The 17,051-nt window shown below is 56.6% G+C and carries 18 protein-coding genes; 14 read left to right on the top strand and 4 right to left on the bottom strand.

From position 1 onward, the window contains the following. Window positions 1-798 (bottom strand): phytanoyl-CoA dioxygenase family protein, encoded by a 798-nt coding sequence (locus AC2FGB_RS17765; protein WP_271951572.1) that lies wholly within the window; start codon window positions 796-798, stop codon window positions 1-3. 86 nt (window positions 799-884) lie between these two features. Here AC2FGB_RS17765 and AC2FGB_RS17760 point away from each other — a divergent pair, with 86 nt between their 5' ends. Beyond that, window positions 885-1,775 carry a LysR family transcriptional regulator gene (locus AC2FGB_RS17760; RefSeq protein WP_281995897.1) on the top strand — a complete coding sequence of 297 codons (891 nt, stop codon included), beginning with the start codon at window positions 885-887 and terminating at the stop codon, window positions 1,773-1,775. 2 nt (window positions 1,776-1,777) lie between these two features. Here the strand turns inward: AC2FGB_RS17760 and irrA are convergent, their stop codons facing one another. Next, window positions 1,778-2,194 carry an iron response transcriptional regulator IrrA gene (gene irrA, locus AC2FGB_RS17755; protein ID WP_142639421.1) on the bottom strand — a complete coding sequence of 139 codons (417 nt, stop codon included), beginning with the start codon at window positions 2,192-2,194 and terminating at the stop codon, window positions 1,778-1,780. 187 nt (window positions 2,195-2,381) lie between these two features. Here irrA and fabA point away from each other — a divergent pair, with 187 nt between their 5' ends. From fabA to AC2FGB_RS17735, 4 genes are read left to right on the top strand one after another with little or no spacing between them, the layout of a single operon-like run. Further along, the gene (gene fabA, locus AC2FGB_RS17750; RefSeq protein WP_142639419.1) at window positions 2,382-2,891 is read left to right on the top strand and encodes a bifunctional 3-hydroxydecanoyl-ACP dehydratase/trans-2-decenoyl-ACP isomerase; all 510 of its coding nucleotides are present in this window, start codon (window positions 2,382-2,384) and stop codon (window positions 2,889-2,891) included. A 31-nt stretch (window positions 2,892-2,922) separates the two neighbouring features. Continuing rightward, a complete protein-coding gene (gene fabB, locus AC2FGB_RS17745; protein WP_281973459.1) occupies window positions 2,923-4,152 on the top strand; it encodes a beta-ketoacyl-ACP synthase I in 1,230 nt (409 codons plus the stop codon). A gap of 5 nt (window positions 4,153-4,157) precedes the next feature. Next, window positions 4,158-4,949 (top strand): enoyl-ACP reductase FabI, encoded by a 792-nt coding sequence (locus tag AC2FGB_RS17740; RefSeq protein ID WP_271951566.1) that lies wholly within the window; start codon window positions 4,158-4,160, stop codon window positions 4,947-4,949. Between the two features lie 59 nt (window positions 4,950-5,008). After that, window positions 5,009-5,194, top strand: coding sequence for a hypothetical protein (locus AC2FGB_RS17735; protein ID WP_142639413.1), 186 nt, complete (start codon window positions 5,009-5,011; stop codon window positions 5,192-5,194). Window positions 5,195-5,209: 15 nt separating this feature from the next. Here AC2FGB_RS17735 and AC2FGB_RS17730 read toward each other — a convergent pair whose 3' ends face one another. Then, on the bottom strand, window positions 5,210-5,638 hold the full coding sequence (locus AC2FGB_RS17730; protein WP_142639411.1) for an FKBP-type peptidyl-prolyl cis-trans isomerase: 429 nt from the start codon (window positions 5,636-5,638) through the stop codon (window positions 5,210-5,212). 109 nt (window positions 5,639-5,747) lie between these two features. Here AC2FGB_RS17730 and AC2FGB_RS17725 point away from each other — a divergent pair, with 109 nt between their 5' ends. The 9 genes from AC2FGB_RS17725 to AC2FGB_RS17685 all read left to right on the top strand — a co-directional run bounded on the left by AC2FGB_RS17725 (window position 5,748) and on the right by AC2FGB_RS17685 (window position 13,926). After that, complete coding sequence (locus AC2FGB_RS17725; RefSeq protein ID WP_496694534.1) at window positions 5,748-6,434, top strand: haloacid dehalogenase type II; 687 nt, start codon at window positions 5,748-5,750, stop codon at window positions 6,432-6,434. After that, on the top strand, window positions 6,434-7,261 hold the full coding sequence (locus AC2FGB_RS17720) for an alpha/beta fold hydrolase (RefSeq protein ID WP_496694535.1): 828 nt from the start codon (window positions 6,434-6,436) through the stop codon (window positions 7,259-7,261). The genes AC2FGB_RS17725 and AC2FGB_RS17720 overlap by 1 nt, the downstream gene beginning before the upstream one ends. Beyond that, window positions 7,258-8,232 (top strand): threonine ammonia-lyase, encoded by a 975-nt coding sequence (locus AC2FGB_RS17715; RefSeq protein WP_281995901.1) that lies wholly within the window; start codon window positions 7,258-7,260, stop codon window positions 8,230-8,232. Before AC2FGB_RS17720 ends, AC2FGB_RS17715 begins: the two co-directional genes overlap by 4 nt. A 57-nt stretch (window positions 8,233-8,289) precedes the next feature. Next, window positions 8,290-9,078 carry a 3-oxoadipate enol-lactonase gene (gene pcaD / locus AC2FGB_RS17710; protein ID WP_496694536.1) on the top strand — a complete coding sequence of 263 codons (789 nt, stop codon included), beginning with the start codon at window positions 8,290-8,292 and terminating at the stop codon, window positions 9,076-9,078. 12 nt (window positions 9,079-9,090) lie between these two features. Next, window positions 9,091-9,816 carry an alpha/beta fold hydrolase gene (locus AC2FGB_RS17705; RefSeq protein WP_496694537.1) on the top strand — a complete coding sequence of 242 codons (726 nt, stop codon included), beginning with the start codon at window positions 9,091-9,093 and terminating at the stop codon, window positions 9,814-9,816. A gap of 73 nt (window positions 9,817-9,889) precedes the next feature. Continuing rightward, on the top strand, window positions 9,890-11,089 hold the full coding sequence (locus AC2FGB_RS17700; protein WP_496690370.1) for a TCR/Tet family MFS transporter: 1,200 nt from the start codon (window positions 9,890-9,892) through the stop codon (window positions 11,087-11,089). Between the two features lie 82 nt (window positions 11,090-11,171). Then, window positions 11,172-12,266, top strand: coding sequence for a zinc-binding dehydrogenase (locus tag AC2FGB_RS17695; protein WP_496690393.1), 1,095 nt, complete (start codon window positions 11,172-11,174; stop codon window positions 12,264-12,266). 24 nt (window positions 12,267-12,290) lie between these two features. Next, complete coding sequence (locus AC2FGB_RS17690; protein ID WP_142639397.1) at window positions 12,291-13,523, top strand: mandelate racemase/muconate lactonizing enzyme family protein; 1,233 nt, start codon at window positions 12,291-12,293, stop codon at window positions 13,521-13,523. 109 nt (window positions 13,524-13,632) lie between these two features. Further along, window positions 13,633-13,926 carry an ArsR/SmtB family transcription factor gene (locus AC2FGB_RS17685; RefSeq protein WP_142639497.1) on the top strand — a complete coding sequence of 98 codons (294 nt, stop codon included), beginning with the start codon at window positions 13,633-13,635 and terminating at the stop codon, window positions 13,924-13,926. Here the strand turns inward: AC2FGB_RS17685 and AC2FGB_RS17680 are convergent. After that, complete coding sequence (locus AC2FGB_RS17680; protein ID WP_496694552.1) at window positions 13,923-16,919, bottom strand: ABC transporter transmembrane domain-containing protein; 2,997 nt, start codon at window positions 16,917-16,919, stop codon at window positions 13,923-13,925. The two genes, AC2FGB_RS17685 and AC2FGB_RS17680, sit on opposite strands and share 4 nt — an antisense overlap. Between the last annotated feature and the right edge of the window lie 132 nt (window positions 16,920-17,051).

The following is a 17,051-nucleotide window of genomic DNA, read 5'->3' as shown; positions in this document are numbered from 1 at the left end:
TCAGCGTCGCAGCAGAACCGGGAACCAATCTTCCCGCAAACGCTGCCCGGGCTGCATGTCGTGGCCCGGAAACGGAGGCGAAGTGCGCCCCGGACGTTCCACATATCGCGCATCCTCCCCAACCAACCGCAAGGAAAAAGCACGGCGGCGGCTGTCAGACTGGTTTCCACGCGCGCCATGCAGCGTACGGTAGTTGAAGGCAACCGCGTCACCGGGTTCCATCTCGAATTCAACCACCCTCATACCTTCGGCATCGGGGTCGGGAATGGGGATGTACTGGCCTTCATCCGCGAAAAACCCTTCTTCCGAGACCCAACGCGTGGGCAGAACCTCTTTCTCCCATCTATGTGAACCTGCCACACAACGAAGGGTGGCCTGTGTCACCGGGTCCAATGGCGACCAGAAACTGATCGTCTGACTGCCCTCGACGAAATAGTATGGCCCATCCTGGTGCCACGGCGTTGCCATCGACGTGCCTGGTTCTTTCACCAGAACATGGTCATGGAACATTTGTACGGTTTGCGACTGCATCAGATCCGCTGCGACCTCGGCTGCCGGTGAATTGTGGATCACGTTCTGGAACTGTTCGATACGCGACCAGTTGCAGTAATCATCAAAGAACAGACCGGTTTCGCCCTGTTTTTGGTTGTCAGACGCATATGGTCCGGGTTCAGCCATATTGGCCGCGATGCCGTCACGCAGCGTATCCACGTAGTCGGCGAACAAACCTTTGATCAGAACCACGCCGTCCTGTTGGTATGTGTCAATCATCTCTTGCGTAACCAGGGGGTGTGCCATCTGCGCCTCCGTTCGAATTTAACCTGAATTTGCTCATGAAATTTTCATCTATTCAAATAATATCTTTGAAATGTATAGTTAACCTTATGTTATACGTTACCCTACGCCAATATGAATATGTCTGCGCCATCGGACGGCATGGCAGCCTGTCTGCTGCAGCGTTGCATCTAAATGTTTCGCAGCCAGCCCTGTCGAATGCGCTAACCCGGGTCGAAGACCAGTTGGGCTATCCGCTGTTTATCCGAAAGCGCGGAGCGGCTATGGCGCTGACACCGCAGGGACGCAGCTTTATTGAAAACGCCGAGGCCCTGCTGACACGTGCCGCACGTTTGGAAAATTCTGGAACAGACGGGACCGCAACCACGCGCCTGCGTCTGGGCTGTTTCGACGACCTCGCGCCTTTCCTGTTGGCAAAGGCTTTGCATAGCCTGCGACAGAACATGCCCGAAGTTGATATCACATATCGCGTAGACGAATTTCAGGGCCTGATTTCCGGCCTCGTCAATGGTGAGATCGACCTTGCCTTGACTTATGGCCTGACACTGGATGCGGCCTTTTCCACGACCACCTTGTTCACCAATCGACCAATCGCGGTTATGACAAAAGGCCACCCCTTGGCCAATCGGGCGCAGGTATCATTGCAGGATGTAGTGGCCTACCCCCTGATCCTATCGAACGAGGGACTATCTGCGCAGCATTTCCTGAGTCTCTTCCGTCAACTTGGGCAGAACCCCAATGTCGCACATCGGGCCGCGTCGCCCGAGATCCAACGCAGCCTCGCGGCGCATGGCGAAGGCGTTGCCATCAGCTATGCCAACATTCCTGCCAAGACCAGCTATGACGGGATGCCGTTGGTCAGCATACCTGTGTCAGATGAAATCGCAGCAGAACCCGTTGTTGTGGCACGGCATGGAACAGGCCCTTTGGATCCGCATAGCGAAAAGGCACAGCACATCCTGACCGGACTGATGACGTAAGTTTACTTTTTACGCAGACGGATCACAACGTCGACTGACGCGATCTCAACCCCTTCAGGCGCGTCGGGCAGTCGCTGGATGACCAGCTGTTCGGACGGAGCATCGCTGAGCCGGCCCTCATCTTCCCAATAGAAATGCGGATGATCATGCGTGTTGGTGTCGAAATAGCTTTTCGATCCGTCAACGGTAATTTCTTGCAGAACCCCGGCATCGCAAAAGGCGCGCAACGTGTTGTAAACCGTCGCCAGAGAAACAGCATCTCCGTTCTGTTTGGCCGATTCAAACAGGCTTTCGGCGGTGACGTGGCGATGGCGGCCATCACCGACCAGCAGCTCTGCCAAAGCTACGCGCTGACGCGTCGGACGCAATCCGGCGTGAACCAACCAACCTGTGGCTATGCTCTGGCAATCTGCTGTCATCAGTCCAATACCAATTTGTTGCTGAGGTATATATAAGTGCTGTAGTCAGGTAATTTCAAATGAATTTCATTCGCAGAGAATAATGTAAACACAACATGATGTAGGCCACTGCTCTTGCAGGACCTTGCATACGGGTGCTAGACGAGACCAAATTAGATGGAAAGACCCCTGGCAGGAGAGGCGCAGAATGGCCCAATTCCCAAGCAGCTTTGACAAGGACGATCTGCTGAAATGCGCCCGCGGCGAACTATTCGGCCCCGGGAACGCACAGTTGCCCGCCCCGCCGATGTTGATGATGGATCGGATCACCGAGATTTCGGCCGATGGTGGCGCCCATGGCAAAGGTCATATTCTCGCTGAATTCGACATTACGCCCGACCTTTGGTTCTTTGATTGCCATTTCCCCGGCAACCCGATCATGCCCGGCTGCTTGGGCCTGGACGGTTTGTGGCAGCTGACCGGATTCAACCTGGGCTGGCGCGGCTGGCAAGGGCGCGGCATGGCCGTTGGAGTGGGCGAGGTCAAGCTGACAGGTATGGTACGCCCGGACCGCAAGATGCTGACCTATAAAATCGACTTCAAGAAAGCAATCCAGACCCGCCGCCTGACTATGGGTGTCGCAGATGGTATCGTCGAAGCCGACGGTGAGATGATTTACGATGTCAAGGACATGAAAGTAGTTCTGTCCGAAGCCTGAGCCTGACCGGCCCCAAATAAGGAGCACGCACATGCGTCGAGTAGTTGTCACCGGCTTGGGAGTTGTCTCTTCCATCGGGAACAATGCCGAAGAGGTTCTGACCTCACTCAAGGCCGGCAAGTCCGGCATCGTGGCCAATGACCAGATGGTCGAACATGGCTTTCGCAGCCAGATCGCCGGGTCGCTCAAAATCGACGTTAGCGAACATGTGGACAAGCGCACCCTGCGCTTTATGGGTCCCGGAGCGGCCTATGCGCATATCGCGATGAGCCAGGCGATTGCCGATTCAGGATTGACCGAAGACCAGGTTGCCAACCCACGTACCGGCCTTGTCGCCGGATCGGGCGGACCGTCGACCAGCGCCATGCTGACTGCGCATCAGACCGTTCTGAAAAACGGCGCGACCAAGCGGATCGGCCCGTTTGCAGTTCCTAAATGCATGTGCTCAACCATTTCGGCCAACCTTGCGACCGCCTTCAAGATCAAGGGCATCAATTACTCGATCACTTCGGCCTGTTCGACCTCGTTGCATTGCATCGGCAATGCCGCAGAGCAGATCATGATGGGCAAACAAGATATAATGTTCGCGGGCGGCGGGGAAGAGCTGGACTGGACCTTGTCCTGTCTGTTCGATGCAATGGGTGCCATGTCGTCGAAATACAACGATACGCCCGAAAAAGCTTCTCGTGCATTCGACCAAGACCGCGACGGGTTCGTAATATCCGGCGGAGGCGGTATTGTCGTGCTGGAAGATCTGGAACACGCATTGGCACGCGGCGCCAAAATCTATGCTGAAGTGACGGGTTTTGCAGCAACCTCCGACGGTCACGACATGGTAGCCCCCTCTGGCGAAGGTGGCGAACGCGCCATGCGTCTGGCGCTGGACACCCTGCCCGAAGGCCGCAAGGTCGACTACATCAATGCCCATGGCACCTCGACCCCGGTCGGAGATGTCGGCGAAGTCGAAGCTGTGCGCCGTATTTTTGGCGAGGGTAGCGTGCCGCCGATTTCCTCGACCAAGTCGATGACAGGCCACGCACAAGGTGCGGCTGGCGCGCTGGAGGCTATTTTCTGCCTTTTGATGCTGGAACATGATTTTATAACGCCGTCGATCAACGTCGACACGCTTGCCGAGGGCATCCAGCCCGGAGAAATTGCAACTCAGCTAGTTGAAAATGCAGGTTTGGACAGCGTCATGACCAACAGCTTCGGCTTTGGTGGGACGAACGGGTCCATGGTTCTTTCAAAGTATAACGGGTGAATGGAATGTCAGATCTAATGAAAGGCAAACGCGGCCTCGTTATGGGCGTGGCGAATGACCGTTCGATCGCATGGGGCATCGCAAAGGCCATGCACGAAGCGGGCGCCGAACTGGCATTCACCTATCAGGGCGAGGCATTCGGAAAGCGGCTGGAACCGCTGGCGCAAAGCCTTGGCAGCGATTTCATGGTCGATGCGGACGTCACTGATGATGAGTCGCTGGATCGTGCCTTTGACGAGTTGGCCCAGCGCTGGCCGACCATTGATTTTGTGGTCCACGCCATCGCCTATTCCGACAAGTCCGAGCTTACAGGCCGGTTCCTGGACACCAGCCGGGCGAATTTCAAGAATTCGATGGATATTTCGGCCTATTCGCTGATCGAAGTGGCCCGCCGCGCCTATCCGATGATGAAAGAAAACGGCGGTACGATCCTGACGCTGACCTATCAGGGGTCTAACCGGGTTGTGCCCAACTACAACGTAATGGGTGTGGCCAAAGCTGCGCTGGAATCAGCGACCCGTTATCTGGCCAACGATCTTGGACCTGACGGAATCCGGGTGAACGCAATCTCTCCGGGTCCGATGAAAACACTGGCCGGGGCGGCCATCGGTGGGGCCCGCAAGACCTTCAAGTTCTGCGACCAGAACGCTCCGATGCGCAGCAATGCCACGCTTGAGGCTGTCGGCGGCACCGCGGTTTATCTGGCTTCGGATGCGGGGGCCTGCACCTCGGGCGAGGTTATTCGTGTTGATGGTGGCTTCCACGTTCTGGGAATGCCTCAACCGGACCATATGTGACCATTTCTTTCCCTGTCAGTGCCAAGATTTGACCATCTTTCGCAGGCAGGGATAGTTGCATGAACAAAGCAGAGCAAATCATCGCCAGCAGCAAGCGGGTTTCCCGCCGAAAACCGGGTTTTCTGGGGTTTAGGGGCCGCGTCGCCTTGATGACCCTAACAATGCTGCTGATGCTGTTTGTATTCTTCACTCAGCCGCATGTACGCGAGATCTTTGCATCATGGACCAGCCTGTTTTCAGGCTGATCCAGATCACGGAACTCAATTCACCGAAACCACTTCGATTTCGAAAATCAGGTCCCTTCCGGCCAGAGGATGGTTCGCGTCCAGCGTGACGGTCACCTCATCAGCCTCGACAACAGTTACCGGCAATGCGTGCCCTTCGGGCGTTTGCATCTGCAACTGGGTGCCGGGTTCAAGCGGGATGTCGTCCGGAATACCTTCGCGTGGTATGCTCTGACGCATTTCGGGATTGATCGGCCCATAAGCATCAACGCAGGCGATCTCGACACGTTTTTTGTCCCCGGCCACCAGACCAGGCATTGCACTGTCCAATCCGGGAATAATCTGCCCGGACCCCACCTCGAATTCCAGTGGATCGCGCCCTTGTGAACTGTCAAAGACATTCCCGTCCTGCAACGTACCGGTATAGTGGATGCGAACTGTGTCGCCCTGTTTTATCGCTGTCATTTTGGCCTCCGGCCGATAAAAAATTGAGCGGTCAAACCTAGGCAATGAAGCAACATTGTAAACCCTTAGCACTTTTGCAAACCTGCACCGAATGAACGGAGGGGAATTGATGCCGATCACAACCTGCATTTTTGATGCATACGGCACGTTGTTCGATGTGGCCGCAGCCGCAAGGCAAGCTGCATCAGAACCCGGCTTTGAGGCGTTACAGCAGAAATGGCCGGATCTGGCCAATCACTGGCGCCTGAAACAGTTGCAATACACCTGGCTGCGTGCGGTGGCCGATGCACATGCAGATTTCTGGGACGTCACCCAAGACGGTCTGGATTGGGCACTAGAGGCAACGGGGCTGGACCAGCACCCGGCCCTACGCCAGCGCCTGCTTGATCTCTACTGGGAATTGCAGGCATATCCCGAGGTTCCCGAAATGCTGGCCACCCTGAAGGCCGGCGGGATGCAGACTGCGATCTTGTCGAACGGATCACCGCCGATGCTGGATGGTGCGGTTCAATCCGCAGGGATAAGCGGCGTTCTCGATGATGTTCTGTCGGTCGAAAGCGTCGGCGTCTTCAAACCGCATGCCAAGGTTTATGATCTGGTCGCGCAGAGCTTCGGCTGCGAGCGCGACGAAGTCTTGTTCGTCAGCTCAAATGGCTGGGACGCGGCGGGGGCCAGTGGCTATGGTTTCGTCACTGCCTGGGTCAACCGTGCGAACGAACCAATGGATCGGTTGCCATGGCAGCCAACGCATGTACTGTCCGACCTGACATCCATTCCGGAACTTGCAGGATTCTGATGCCCTTTTTTTCGACCAACGACGGCAAACACCTCTATTTCGAAGACACCGGCAGCGGCAGGCCGATCCTGTGTTTGGCTGGCCTTACCCGAAACAGCCGGGATTTCTCATTTCTTGCCCCGCACATGACCGATTGGCGGATGATCGCGATGGATTATCGCGGGCGCGGGCAATCCGAGCATGACTCGGATCACGGGAACTATAGCCTGTTACGCGAATCTCAAGACGTGATCGATCTGCTGGATCATCTTGACCTGGATCAGGTGACCGTGATTGGGACCTCACGTGGAGGCCTGATCGCGATGACCTTGGCCACCACCCACCCAAAGCGGCTGGCGGCTGTTGTGCTCAATGATGTTGGTCCGGTCTTTAACCCATCGGGCATCGCCAAAATAATGGAATATGTCGGCAAACAACCGGTCTCGAAAACCTATGACGAGGCCGCGCACGCGCTTCAGCACATGATGGGCCCGCAGTTTCCAGGGATTTCGCTGGAAAGATGGCGGCAGATGGCTGAATTTCAAAATCAGGAAACGACAGAGGGTTTGACCCTGCGCTATGATCCGGCCCTGCGCACAGCGCTGCTGGAACAGGCCGCAGCCGGGGCAATCCCGGATATGTGGATATTCTTCGAGGCCCTGCACGACATCCCAACGGGTGTCATTCGCGGTGAAAATTCCGATCTTCTGAGCGCGCAGACATTGGCCGAGATGCAGAACCGGCATCCGGGGTTGATCTCGGCTACCGTGCCCGATCGCGGACACGTGCCGTTTCTGGACGAACCTCAATCATTGGGCGTTATTCGCGAAGTACTGGACGCGGCATGAGCACACTTGAAATGATCGAAGCCGCAGCCCTGCGTCTGCAAGGGCACGTCAGAGAAACACCAATCCTGACCTCTCCGTTTTTGGATGAAATCGCGGGTCGCCGCGTGTTGGTAAAACCGGAATGCCTGCAGCACACCGGCAGTTTCAAGTTTCGCGGGGCGTGGTCGGCCATTTCGGGCCTCAGTGAAGCAGACCGAAAGAAAGGTGTGATCGCCTATTCCTCGGGCAATCATGCTCAGGGCGTGGCTTATGCCGCCGCACGGCATGGTATTTCGGCTGTTATCATCATGCCCTCGGATGCCCCAAAGCTCAAAATCGACAACACGCGCGCTCTGGGGGCCGAGGTGGTTCTGTACGACCGCTCCAATGAAAGCCGCGAAGAAATCGGGGAGGCCGTGGCGGCCAAGCGTGGCCTGACCCTGATCCGCCCCTATGATGAACCGCTTGTGATAGCCGGGCAAGGCACAACCGGGTTGGAAATCGCGCGCCAGGCGGCTGTGCTGGGCGTCGAACAGGCTGATGTGCTGGTCTGTTGCGGCGGCGGGGGGTTGACCTCGGGTATTGCGCTTGCGCTCGAGGGGCACGCACCCGGTCTGCGCGCCCGCCCCTGCGAGCCCGAAGGGTTTGACGACGTCAAACGCTCGTTGGCACTGGGACGAATAAAGAACAACGCGGCCACATCTGGCAATATCTGCGACGCCATTCTGACCCCGCAACCCGGCGACATCACCTTTCCGATCCTGCAACGGCTGTGCGGTCCCGGCCTGTCTGTGACCGAAGAAGAGTCGATGCGCGCCATGGCTTTGGCCTTTCTGCGCCTGAAGATCGTGCTGGAACCGGGCGGTGCGGTTTCCCTGGCCGCAGCGTTGTTTCGCAGGTCCGAAATTCAAGGAGACGCCGTTATCATTGTCGCATCGGGTGGCAATGCGGACCCGGACGTCTTTGCCAAAGCTATGGAGTTCCTGACCTGACAACCGCCGTCGGTTCCGGCAGCGTGTCAGTTCAGCATGCAAAGACAGAGGATTTTTATGCAGATAGCTGACCTTGGGGATGTACAGCTTCATTACCGGATCGACGGCGACCCACAAGGCGCGCCGATCGTGTTCGCGAACTCGCTGGGCACTGATCTGCGCCTGTGGGACGCGATGCTGCCATACCTGCCTGATGGGCTGCGAGTCATTCGATATGACAAACGCGGGCATGGCCTGTCCTCGGCGCCTCAGGCGCCCTATTCGATGGGGGCGCTGATCCGCGATGCCGAAGGCCTTCTGGATCACCTAAAGGTCCGAGATTGCGTTTTTGTCGGTCTGTCCATCGGCGGGATGATCGCGCAGGGTCTGGCCGTCAAACGCCTGGATTTGATTCGCGGGCTGGTTCTGTCAAATACAGCGGCCAAAATAGCCACCCCGGCGATTTGGGCGGACCGTATAGAAGCCGTCCGGATCGGCGGCATCGAAATGTTAGCCGACTCAACTATGGAGCGCTGGTTCTCGCGGGCTTTCCACGCGTCGCCCCAGCACCTGCTATGGCGCAACATGATGGTGCGGCAACCTGTTGAAGGTTATCTGGGATGTTGCGCCGCCATTTCCGGAACCGATTTTTACACGCCGACAAGTGGCCTGCGTTTGCCGACTTTGGGCATTGCGGGCAGCGAGGATGGCTCTACCCCGCCGGATCTAGTAAAAGAAACCATTGATCTTATTTCCGGTGCCCGTTTCGAATTGATACGCAAAGCGGGCCATCTGCCCTGCGTCGAACAACCCATTGAATACGCGGCGCTACTAAAAGACTTTTTGACTGGCATCGGTCATATCTGAAGGAGCATTGCTTTGGCGGATTTTCTGTTGGTCCATGGCTCATGCCATGGTGCCTGGTGTTGGAGAGATTTGATCCCAGCACTTGAAACACGCGGCCATTCGGTCCGCGCAATTGATATGCCCAGCCACGGATCTGACCCGACGTCGATCGACCAGGTGACCCTGGACAGTTGCCGGAACGCCGTTCTGGCTGCGAGCAGATCGGATACGATCATCGTCGGCCATTCTTGGGGGGGATACCCCATTAGTGCCGCCGCCGAATTGAGACCGGATGCGATGCGCGGACTTGTTTTCCTGTCCGCCTACGTCCCCGAGAACGGATTGTCGATGGTCGAGATGCGCCGGAAATCACCGCGGCAAACAATAGTTGATGCCGTCGAAAAATCGACTGACGGGCTGTCCTATACGGTCAAACCCGATAGCGTGAAGGCCTTGTTTTACCACGACTGCCCGGAAGAGGTCCTGCTTTATGCGCTGGCTCGGCTTTGCCCGCAGGCCATTGCACCTCAGGAGGCACGGCTTACCCTGACAGAACATTTTCAGGATATGCCCAAAGCATATATCCGAACACTCGACGACCATACCATCCCGCCTGAATACCAGCACATCATGAGCCTCAGCATGCCCGAGGGAATGCGCCATTCCATCCAAAGCTCTCATTCGCCATTCTTTTCGCACCCTGAAGAACTGGCTGATCTATTGGACGACATCGCGCAGGGCTTTGATACTCTTGACTGATCTGCGAAATCTTGCGGCTTTCCTCTGAACCTGACCCCCGATAGGGTGCCCGAAACTTTCTTTGTCGGTTCCCATGCGCTTACCTTTCCTGTTTGTTCTTGCCACTGTCATGATTGATGCAATGGGGATTGGCCTTGTGCTGCCCATTATGCCCGAGCTCATTATTGATGTTCAGGGTGGTACACTGGCCAGCGCGGCGATCTGGGGCGGCGTCCTAAGCACCGCTTTTGCAGCGATGCAATTTATCTTTGGACCGATCCTGGGCAACCTGTCTGACGCTTTCGGGCGTAGGGGTGTATTGTTGGTATCGCTGTTTGTCATGTCGCTGGACTATGTGGTCATGGCGCTTGCTGGCAGTATCTGGCTATTACTTGCCGGTCGGATCGTCGGCGGGATCACAGCCGCAACTCATTCCACCGCCGCGGCGTTCATGGCGGATGTGTCGAAACCCCACGAAAAAGCTGCGAATTTCGGCCTGTTAGGGGCGGCATTCGGGGTTGGCTTTGTCCTGGGTCCGGTCATCGGCGGATTGCTGAGCGAATATGGAACCCGTGCGCCCTTCTGGGCTGCCGCAGCGCTTTCGGCCATAACATTCGGCGTCGGTTTGATGGTGATGCCTGAAACGGTGACCGATAAGAACCGGCGCCCGTTCAGCCTGCGCCGCGCTAACCCCGTGAATTCATTGCGTGCCATCGCGGCGCTGCCGGGGATCCGTCCGATGTTGTGGGTCTATTTCCTCTATTCTGTCTCAATCTATGTCTATCCGGCCATTTGGGCCTATTTCACCGCCGAGCGTTTTGGATGGTCACCCCAGATGATTGGTGTGTCGCTGGGTCTTTACGGAATTGGAATGGCCGCGGTTCAGGGCGGATTGATACGCCCCGCCACACGTTATCTCGGCGAACGCGTAACAATCCTTCTCGGGATGGTGTTCGAGATTGTCAGCTTTCTGCTTCTGGCTTTTCTGACTAATGGAATAATCGCGCTGATGCTGATCCCGATCACGGCTATCGGCGCAGTCGCAACCCCGGCAATCCAGGCTCTGGCCTCGCGCGCAACACCAGATTCGCAACAAGGAGAGCTTCAGGGCGTGCTTACTTCACTGCACGCGCTTTCCATGGTGATTTCCCCTCTGGTCATGAGCAGCGTATTTGCCTGGTTCGCAAAGCCCGGCACCGCCATCTATTTTCCCGGCGCGCCGTTTCTTCTGGCCATGTGCCTTATGATTGTCGGCCTTATCCTCTTTTACAGATCTCGCCCCATTTCTGCATAACAACGACATGACGATGACGGTTTCGGCCTTGCAGGACATTCCGAACCGCGCCACCGTGATTCAAACCGAATACGAGGACAACATGCAATCCATCAAGGCGGCCGTATGTCGGGCATTCGACAAACCCCTGGTCATAGAAGACGTGCTGATCGCCCCGCCCGCCGCCGGCGAAGTCGAGGTCACCCTGGATGCAGTTGCGATCTGCCATTCCGACATTTCTTTCGCCAGCGGCGCCTGGAGTGGATTCCTGCCCGCTGTTTATGGCCATGAGGCAGCGGGTGTGATCACCGCAACGGGCGGCATGACCGAAGGGTTCGAGGTTGGCGATTCCGTCGTGGTGACGCTTATCCGTGCATGCGGTTCCTGCCCCTCCTGCGCGGGTGGCAAGCCAACCTTATGTGAAACACCCCACGACACTGTAAAAGGTCCGTTGCGCACCGCTGACGGGGGCCCGCTGGAGCAAGCAATGGCGTGCGGGGCTTTTGCCGAAAAAGTCGTGGTCAGCCACCGGCAGATCGTGAGAATTCCCGAGGCCCTGCCAAAGGATGTGGCCAGTCTGCTGTCTTGCGGGGTAATCACCGGTGTGGGCGCTGCCGTGAATGCCGCCGGTCTGCGCCCGGGTCAGGATGTCGTCGTGATCGGGGCCGGAGGCGTTGGCCTGAACGCCATACAAGGCGCACGGATTGCGGGTGCCCGGCGTATCGTTGCGGTCGACATGACCGAGGACAAACTGGCCATTGCAAAGGAATTTGGTGCAACCCACGGCGTTCTGGCCACTTTGGACGCACCATGGAAGGCAGCTTACCGCGCACTTGGCGGTCGAGGGGCCGATGCCGTGCTGATCACAGTCGGTGCAATCCCGGCCTATGACCAGGCCGTTCGCTATCTTGGCCGAGGCGGTAAGGCCATCATGATCGGGATGCCCCATTCCGGCGACATGGCAAGCTATGAACCTGTTGTCCTGGCCGCACTTGGTCAGGGGCTGATCGGGTCAAAGATGGGGGATGTGGTGATCCAACGTGATATTCCCTGGATGATCGACCTGTATGAACAGGGGCGGCTGAGGCTGGATGAACTGATCTCGGGCCGCTGGTCCTTGTCGCAAATCAACGAGGCGATTGCGGATACCAAAACCGGATCGGCCAAACGAAACGTCATCATGTTTGACAGGGCCTAAGCAGCCCCGGCTGGAGTATATCCTATGAAACTGCAGGATCTCGATATCATTGTCACGGCCCCCCCTGCTCCGGGTTGGGGTGGCCGGTACTGGATACTGGTAAAGGTTACCACCGACACAGGCGTCACCGGTTGGGGCGAATGCTATGCTTCATCCATTGGACCTGAAGCTATGTGTCACGTAATCCGGGATGTCTTTGAACGGCATATGCTCGGCGAGAACCCCGAGAACATCGAGCTTATGTTCCGCCGCGTCTATTCCAGCGGTTTTACCCAGCGCCCCGACCTGACCGTAATGGGTGCGTTTTCAGGGCTAGAAATCGCGTGTTGGGACATTCTGGGTAAAGATCGCGACCGTCCGGTTTATGCGCTTTTGGGTGGGCTGGTTAATCAACGCATCCGGGCCTACACCTACCTTTACCCCCTGCCCCGGCATGACCTGGCCGACTTTTGGACTTCGCCCGACCAGGCCGCGGAATGTGCAGCTGAAATGGTGAGCCGCGGCTTCACGGCAGTAAAATTTGATCCCGCTGGTCCCTACACGATCCGTGGCGGGCATATGCCTGCTATGTCCGACATCTCGATGTCAGTTGCCTTTTGCAAAGCGATCCGTGAAGCGGTCGGCGACAAGGCCGACCTGTTGTTTGGCACCCACGGTCAGTTCAACACCGCAGGCGCAATCCGGCTGGGTCAGGCGCTGGAACCCTATTCACCGCTTTGGTTCGAAGAACCTACCCCACCTGACATGATCGAAGACATGGCCCGCGTCGCTCGCAACGTGCGAATACCCGTGGCAACCGGGGAACGCATGACCACCAAAGCCGAATTCGGTGCAGTTTTGCGCGCAGGTGCAGCAGAAATCCTGCAACCCGCCCTTGGGCGTGCAGGTGGGATATGGGAGATGAAGAAAGTCGCAGCCATGGCCGAGATATTCAACGCCCAAATGGCTCCGCATCTCTATGCTGGTCCAGTTGAATGGGCCGCCAACATCCATCTGGCAGCCTCAATCCCAAATCTGCTGTTGCTGGAAACCATTGATACGCCGTATCACGACGCTTTGATCAAAGGTTCACTGCGCGTTGAAAATGGCTTTGTCGTGGCACCTAATGCGCCAGGGTTGGGGATCGAAGTGGACGAAGATCTGGCCCGCTCACACCCCTATACCGGCGATGGGTTGCACCTTCAGATGCAGGAAGAACCTTGCGACTATGCCAACGGCAACGCCTTTCAGGGCGGTGCCCCTGCTGCAAAGGGGTGACAAGTACTGAAATTCTGAGTCATATTGCGCCAAAGCCAAGTTTGGAACCAATACGCACGTGACAGTTCAAGACCACGAAACACTGAATTCGGACGAAACTCCGCCCGGCATGCAGGAAAGTGCAGCACGTGCCGCCGCGTACCTTAAGACGCTGGCGCATGAAGGCCGCCTGATGATTTTGTGCCATCTGGGTGATGGCGAGAAATCGGTTGGTGAGCTGGAAAAACTGCTGCAAATCCGGCAGGCCGCAGTCAGTCAGATGTTGGCACGCCTACGAGAAGAACAGCTGGTGTCGACACGGCGCGATGGCAAAACCATCTACTATTCCCTGCAGGACGGAAATACAGCGAAAGTCATCCAGCTGCTATACGACCTGTTCTGCAAACCTGAAGCCAACCCCTAGTTCGAAACATAGCCGGCGATCACCTGCATCAGCTTGAAAGCGGTTGCGGCATCGTTTTCGACCACGGCCAGGAATTCTTCCTCACCGATACGCAGACAAGACAGGTCGGTTTCCGCAATCATGCTCAGGGCGCGGGGTTCCTTTCGGATCAACCCCAACTCTCCGACCAATGCGCCGGAGCCAACCGTTGCGATCAGTTGATCGGGACCTTCTGGTTGCGGCAAATACAGGCCTGCCTCCCCTTCCAAAACGACATAGGCCCCATCGGTGGGCTGGTCGTCTTTCAGGAACACCACCTCTCCCGGTTGAGCCTGGAACCAGCGCGCACCAAATGCCAGAAGGCGCAGCTGCCTGCGGTCAAGACCGGAAAACAGCGGCGTCTGTTCCAGCGCACGAAGCTTGCGCGCCAAATCGGCTGATGCTGCGCTATCTTCTTCCACGTCGGCGGGTCCTTCGTCTGAAACCACACGACCTTGCCTTATTTCTATGAACATGTCGAATACGTCAGGGTTTTCGTACTGATCGTTCAGATAAATCACCGTCGCATTTGGCAACAGGGCGCGCAGGTTCTTATAGACCGCAATCTGAGTTTCCATGTCATAGCTTGCCAAAGCATTATCCAGGATCAGAATGTCGGGTTTCTTGATCGTAGCCCGCGTAAAGGCCAAAGGTTCGGCGAAAACCGCAGGCAGGTTCTGCCCGCCCAGCGAGACCGGTACATCGTAAATCAGCTCGACCACCAAAGGTCGGGCTCCGTTTTCAGAAAGGACATCAACGATCAGCTTACGGACCTCATCTGATCGCGCGCCGCCGATCTGGCTGACCTTACCAAACAGAGCGTTCTCCATCACGGTCAGACCGGGGGCAAACTCGGTTTCCTTCAGCGGCACGAAGACATCATTCAGATGTTGCAGCAGCTTTTCGGAGTGGCTTTGCCGCAATTCAAGTATGCGGTTTTTCAATTCATCCGTAAACGCGGGGCCAATCTGTTCTGCCGAGATGACAAACGGAACCGCCAGAAGGTTGGCCAGTTGCCCATCATCCAGACCGCTGACACCTTCGTTTCGGGTGCGCTCTACCAGTTCGACTGCAGCTTCGTAGACTTCGGCCTGCAAGCCAAGCTTGCGGAACAACGGGTGGTCCGTGCCGTCCAACCCAAATATCTGGCGCAACATATCAATGACATCGCGCGTCAGGCTGACCAGGGTTTCGTCCAAGCCCAGCTCGCGCAGCTGCCCCAAAAACACGCCCTGACGGGTCAGTATTTCCTGAGTGACCGGAACGCAGGGTGTCGCGAAAAGCAGGTTTTCCGCGACCGGCAAGGCGGCATTATATGCATTGCGGTCAAAGATCAGAGCCTGCTGTTGCAGCCCAGCCTTGACCACCGCCTCCTGAACTTTGGGCCGTAGTTCAACCAGTTTTCTGACCAACTCGGGGTGCTCGTTGGCTTCGAATGTCTGTTCAGCACCGCGCTGAAACAGGGCAGCGCCCGAACCTAGACCGTCGATCAGTTGTAACCACCAGTCGCGCAGGTCTTCCACGGTGTTCAAACCAGCCAGCGACGGGTCCAGCCAATCAACTCTAAACGGGTCGGTACTGTTGCCCGCTCGTCTTGTTTCAGCAAAGCCGGGGTCGTCTGATTCTGTCGACAGAGGACGAAGACGCATCGGCATCATCACATTGTCGCCCAAAGTTCCCTGAAACATAACCGGTCGCGATGAGGCAAAACCGATCCGCGCAGCAATGACCCCCTGATGCAGCTTTGACAAATCTTCCTGCCCGACCGTTACCCTGCCGGAACTGGGCAGGATCTCTCGGGTCAGCAATTCCGAAACCGCACGCCGGTCTTCTTCGCTGGGCGCAGCGATTCCGATGGTTTTACCGCCTGGGAATGTCAGATCGAGGTCGTCCAGAACCAGATTCCCGTCCATGTCACGAACAGATGTATGTTTCAGAACAATATCCCCGTCCAGCCTGGGATGTTTGTCGGGCTCGCCTTCGAACAGGCTTTCGTCCTGCATTCCAGAGGGCGCAAAGCGTTCGATCACAACATCCCAGCGCAAGGACATATCCTGTGTCTGGTTGTAATATGTGAGCAACTCTTTCCAAGGCGAACTGAGGTCCTTGTAAGCCGCCAAAGCCGCAACCAACGCCCCCAACGAGACCGAGCCCTGCAAGACCAGAATGCCGCCAACCAGATAGAACAGGAATGGGGTAAGCTGCGAAATGAAGTTGTTGATGAACTTCATAAAGAACTTTTTCTGGTAGATATCGAAGCGGATTTCAAACAACCGGCCCAGCTGATCCGAGATCATGGCCCGGCGATACCGCCAGCCGCCATTTGCCCGCAGCGTTGACGCACCTGCTGCGTTTTCACCAATCTGTGCAGCCAGCACGCGCACTTCCTGGATGCGGCTTTTGTTCAACAGATTGATCTGGCGCTGCAGCTTTGGGATCAACCAGGCCTGTAACGGGATCAGGGAAACGGCAGCAAGCCCGAACCAAAAGCTCTGTAGGAACAGGAAGGACAGTATCGTGATCATCTGTCCCGCCTGCAATACCGGCTGGCTGATGGCATCGCCCATCAGCCCACCCATCGGCTCGCTTTCAGCGGTGATCATCGACACCATTTCGCCTTGGCTGACCCGTTCGAAATAGGGTTGCGGAAATCTCAAGGCGCGGCTGATCATCTGATACCGGAATCGGCGCAGCATCCGTTCGCTCAGGACGCCTTTCATGGTGTTGATGCGCATTTTCATCAAACCATGCGCCAGAACGGCGAGCAGAAACCCAATGCATAATATGATCAGAAAATTCGTTTGCGACAGGCTGTAGCCCAGCACATCAACAACAGGGGTCGCAGCCCCGATCGCGTCATTGATGATGCGCTTGGGCAGTTCCAGCGTCAGGTATAGCAGCGGAAACAAAGACGTGGTTACGGCCAGCAAAATCAGCTGGTCGCGCTTTGAATATTTCCAGATAAAACGGAAAATCGTGCGTTCTATGGAACCTGCCCCTGCTGCGGATCACTGACCCGGTCTTTACGAAATTCTCGTAAATTCAACAGTCTGAATTTACCGCAATCAAGCCTGCAGACGCAAATAGTTTCCGAATTGAACAGATAT

The sequence above is a fragment of the Ruegeria sp. CDSC021 genome, assembly GCF_059610845.1.
This window is presented reverse-complemented; position numbering and strand designations above follow the sequence as displayed.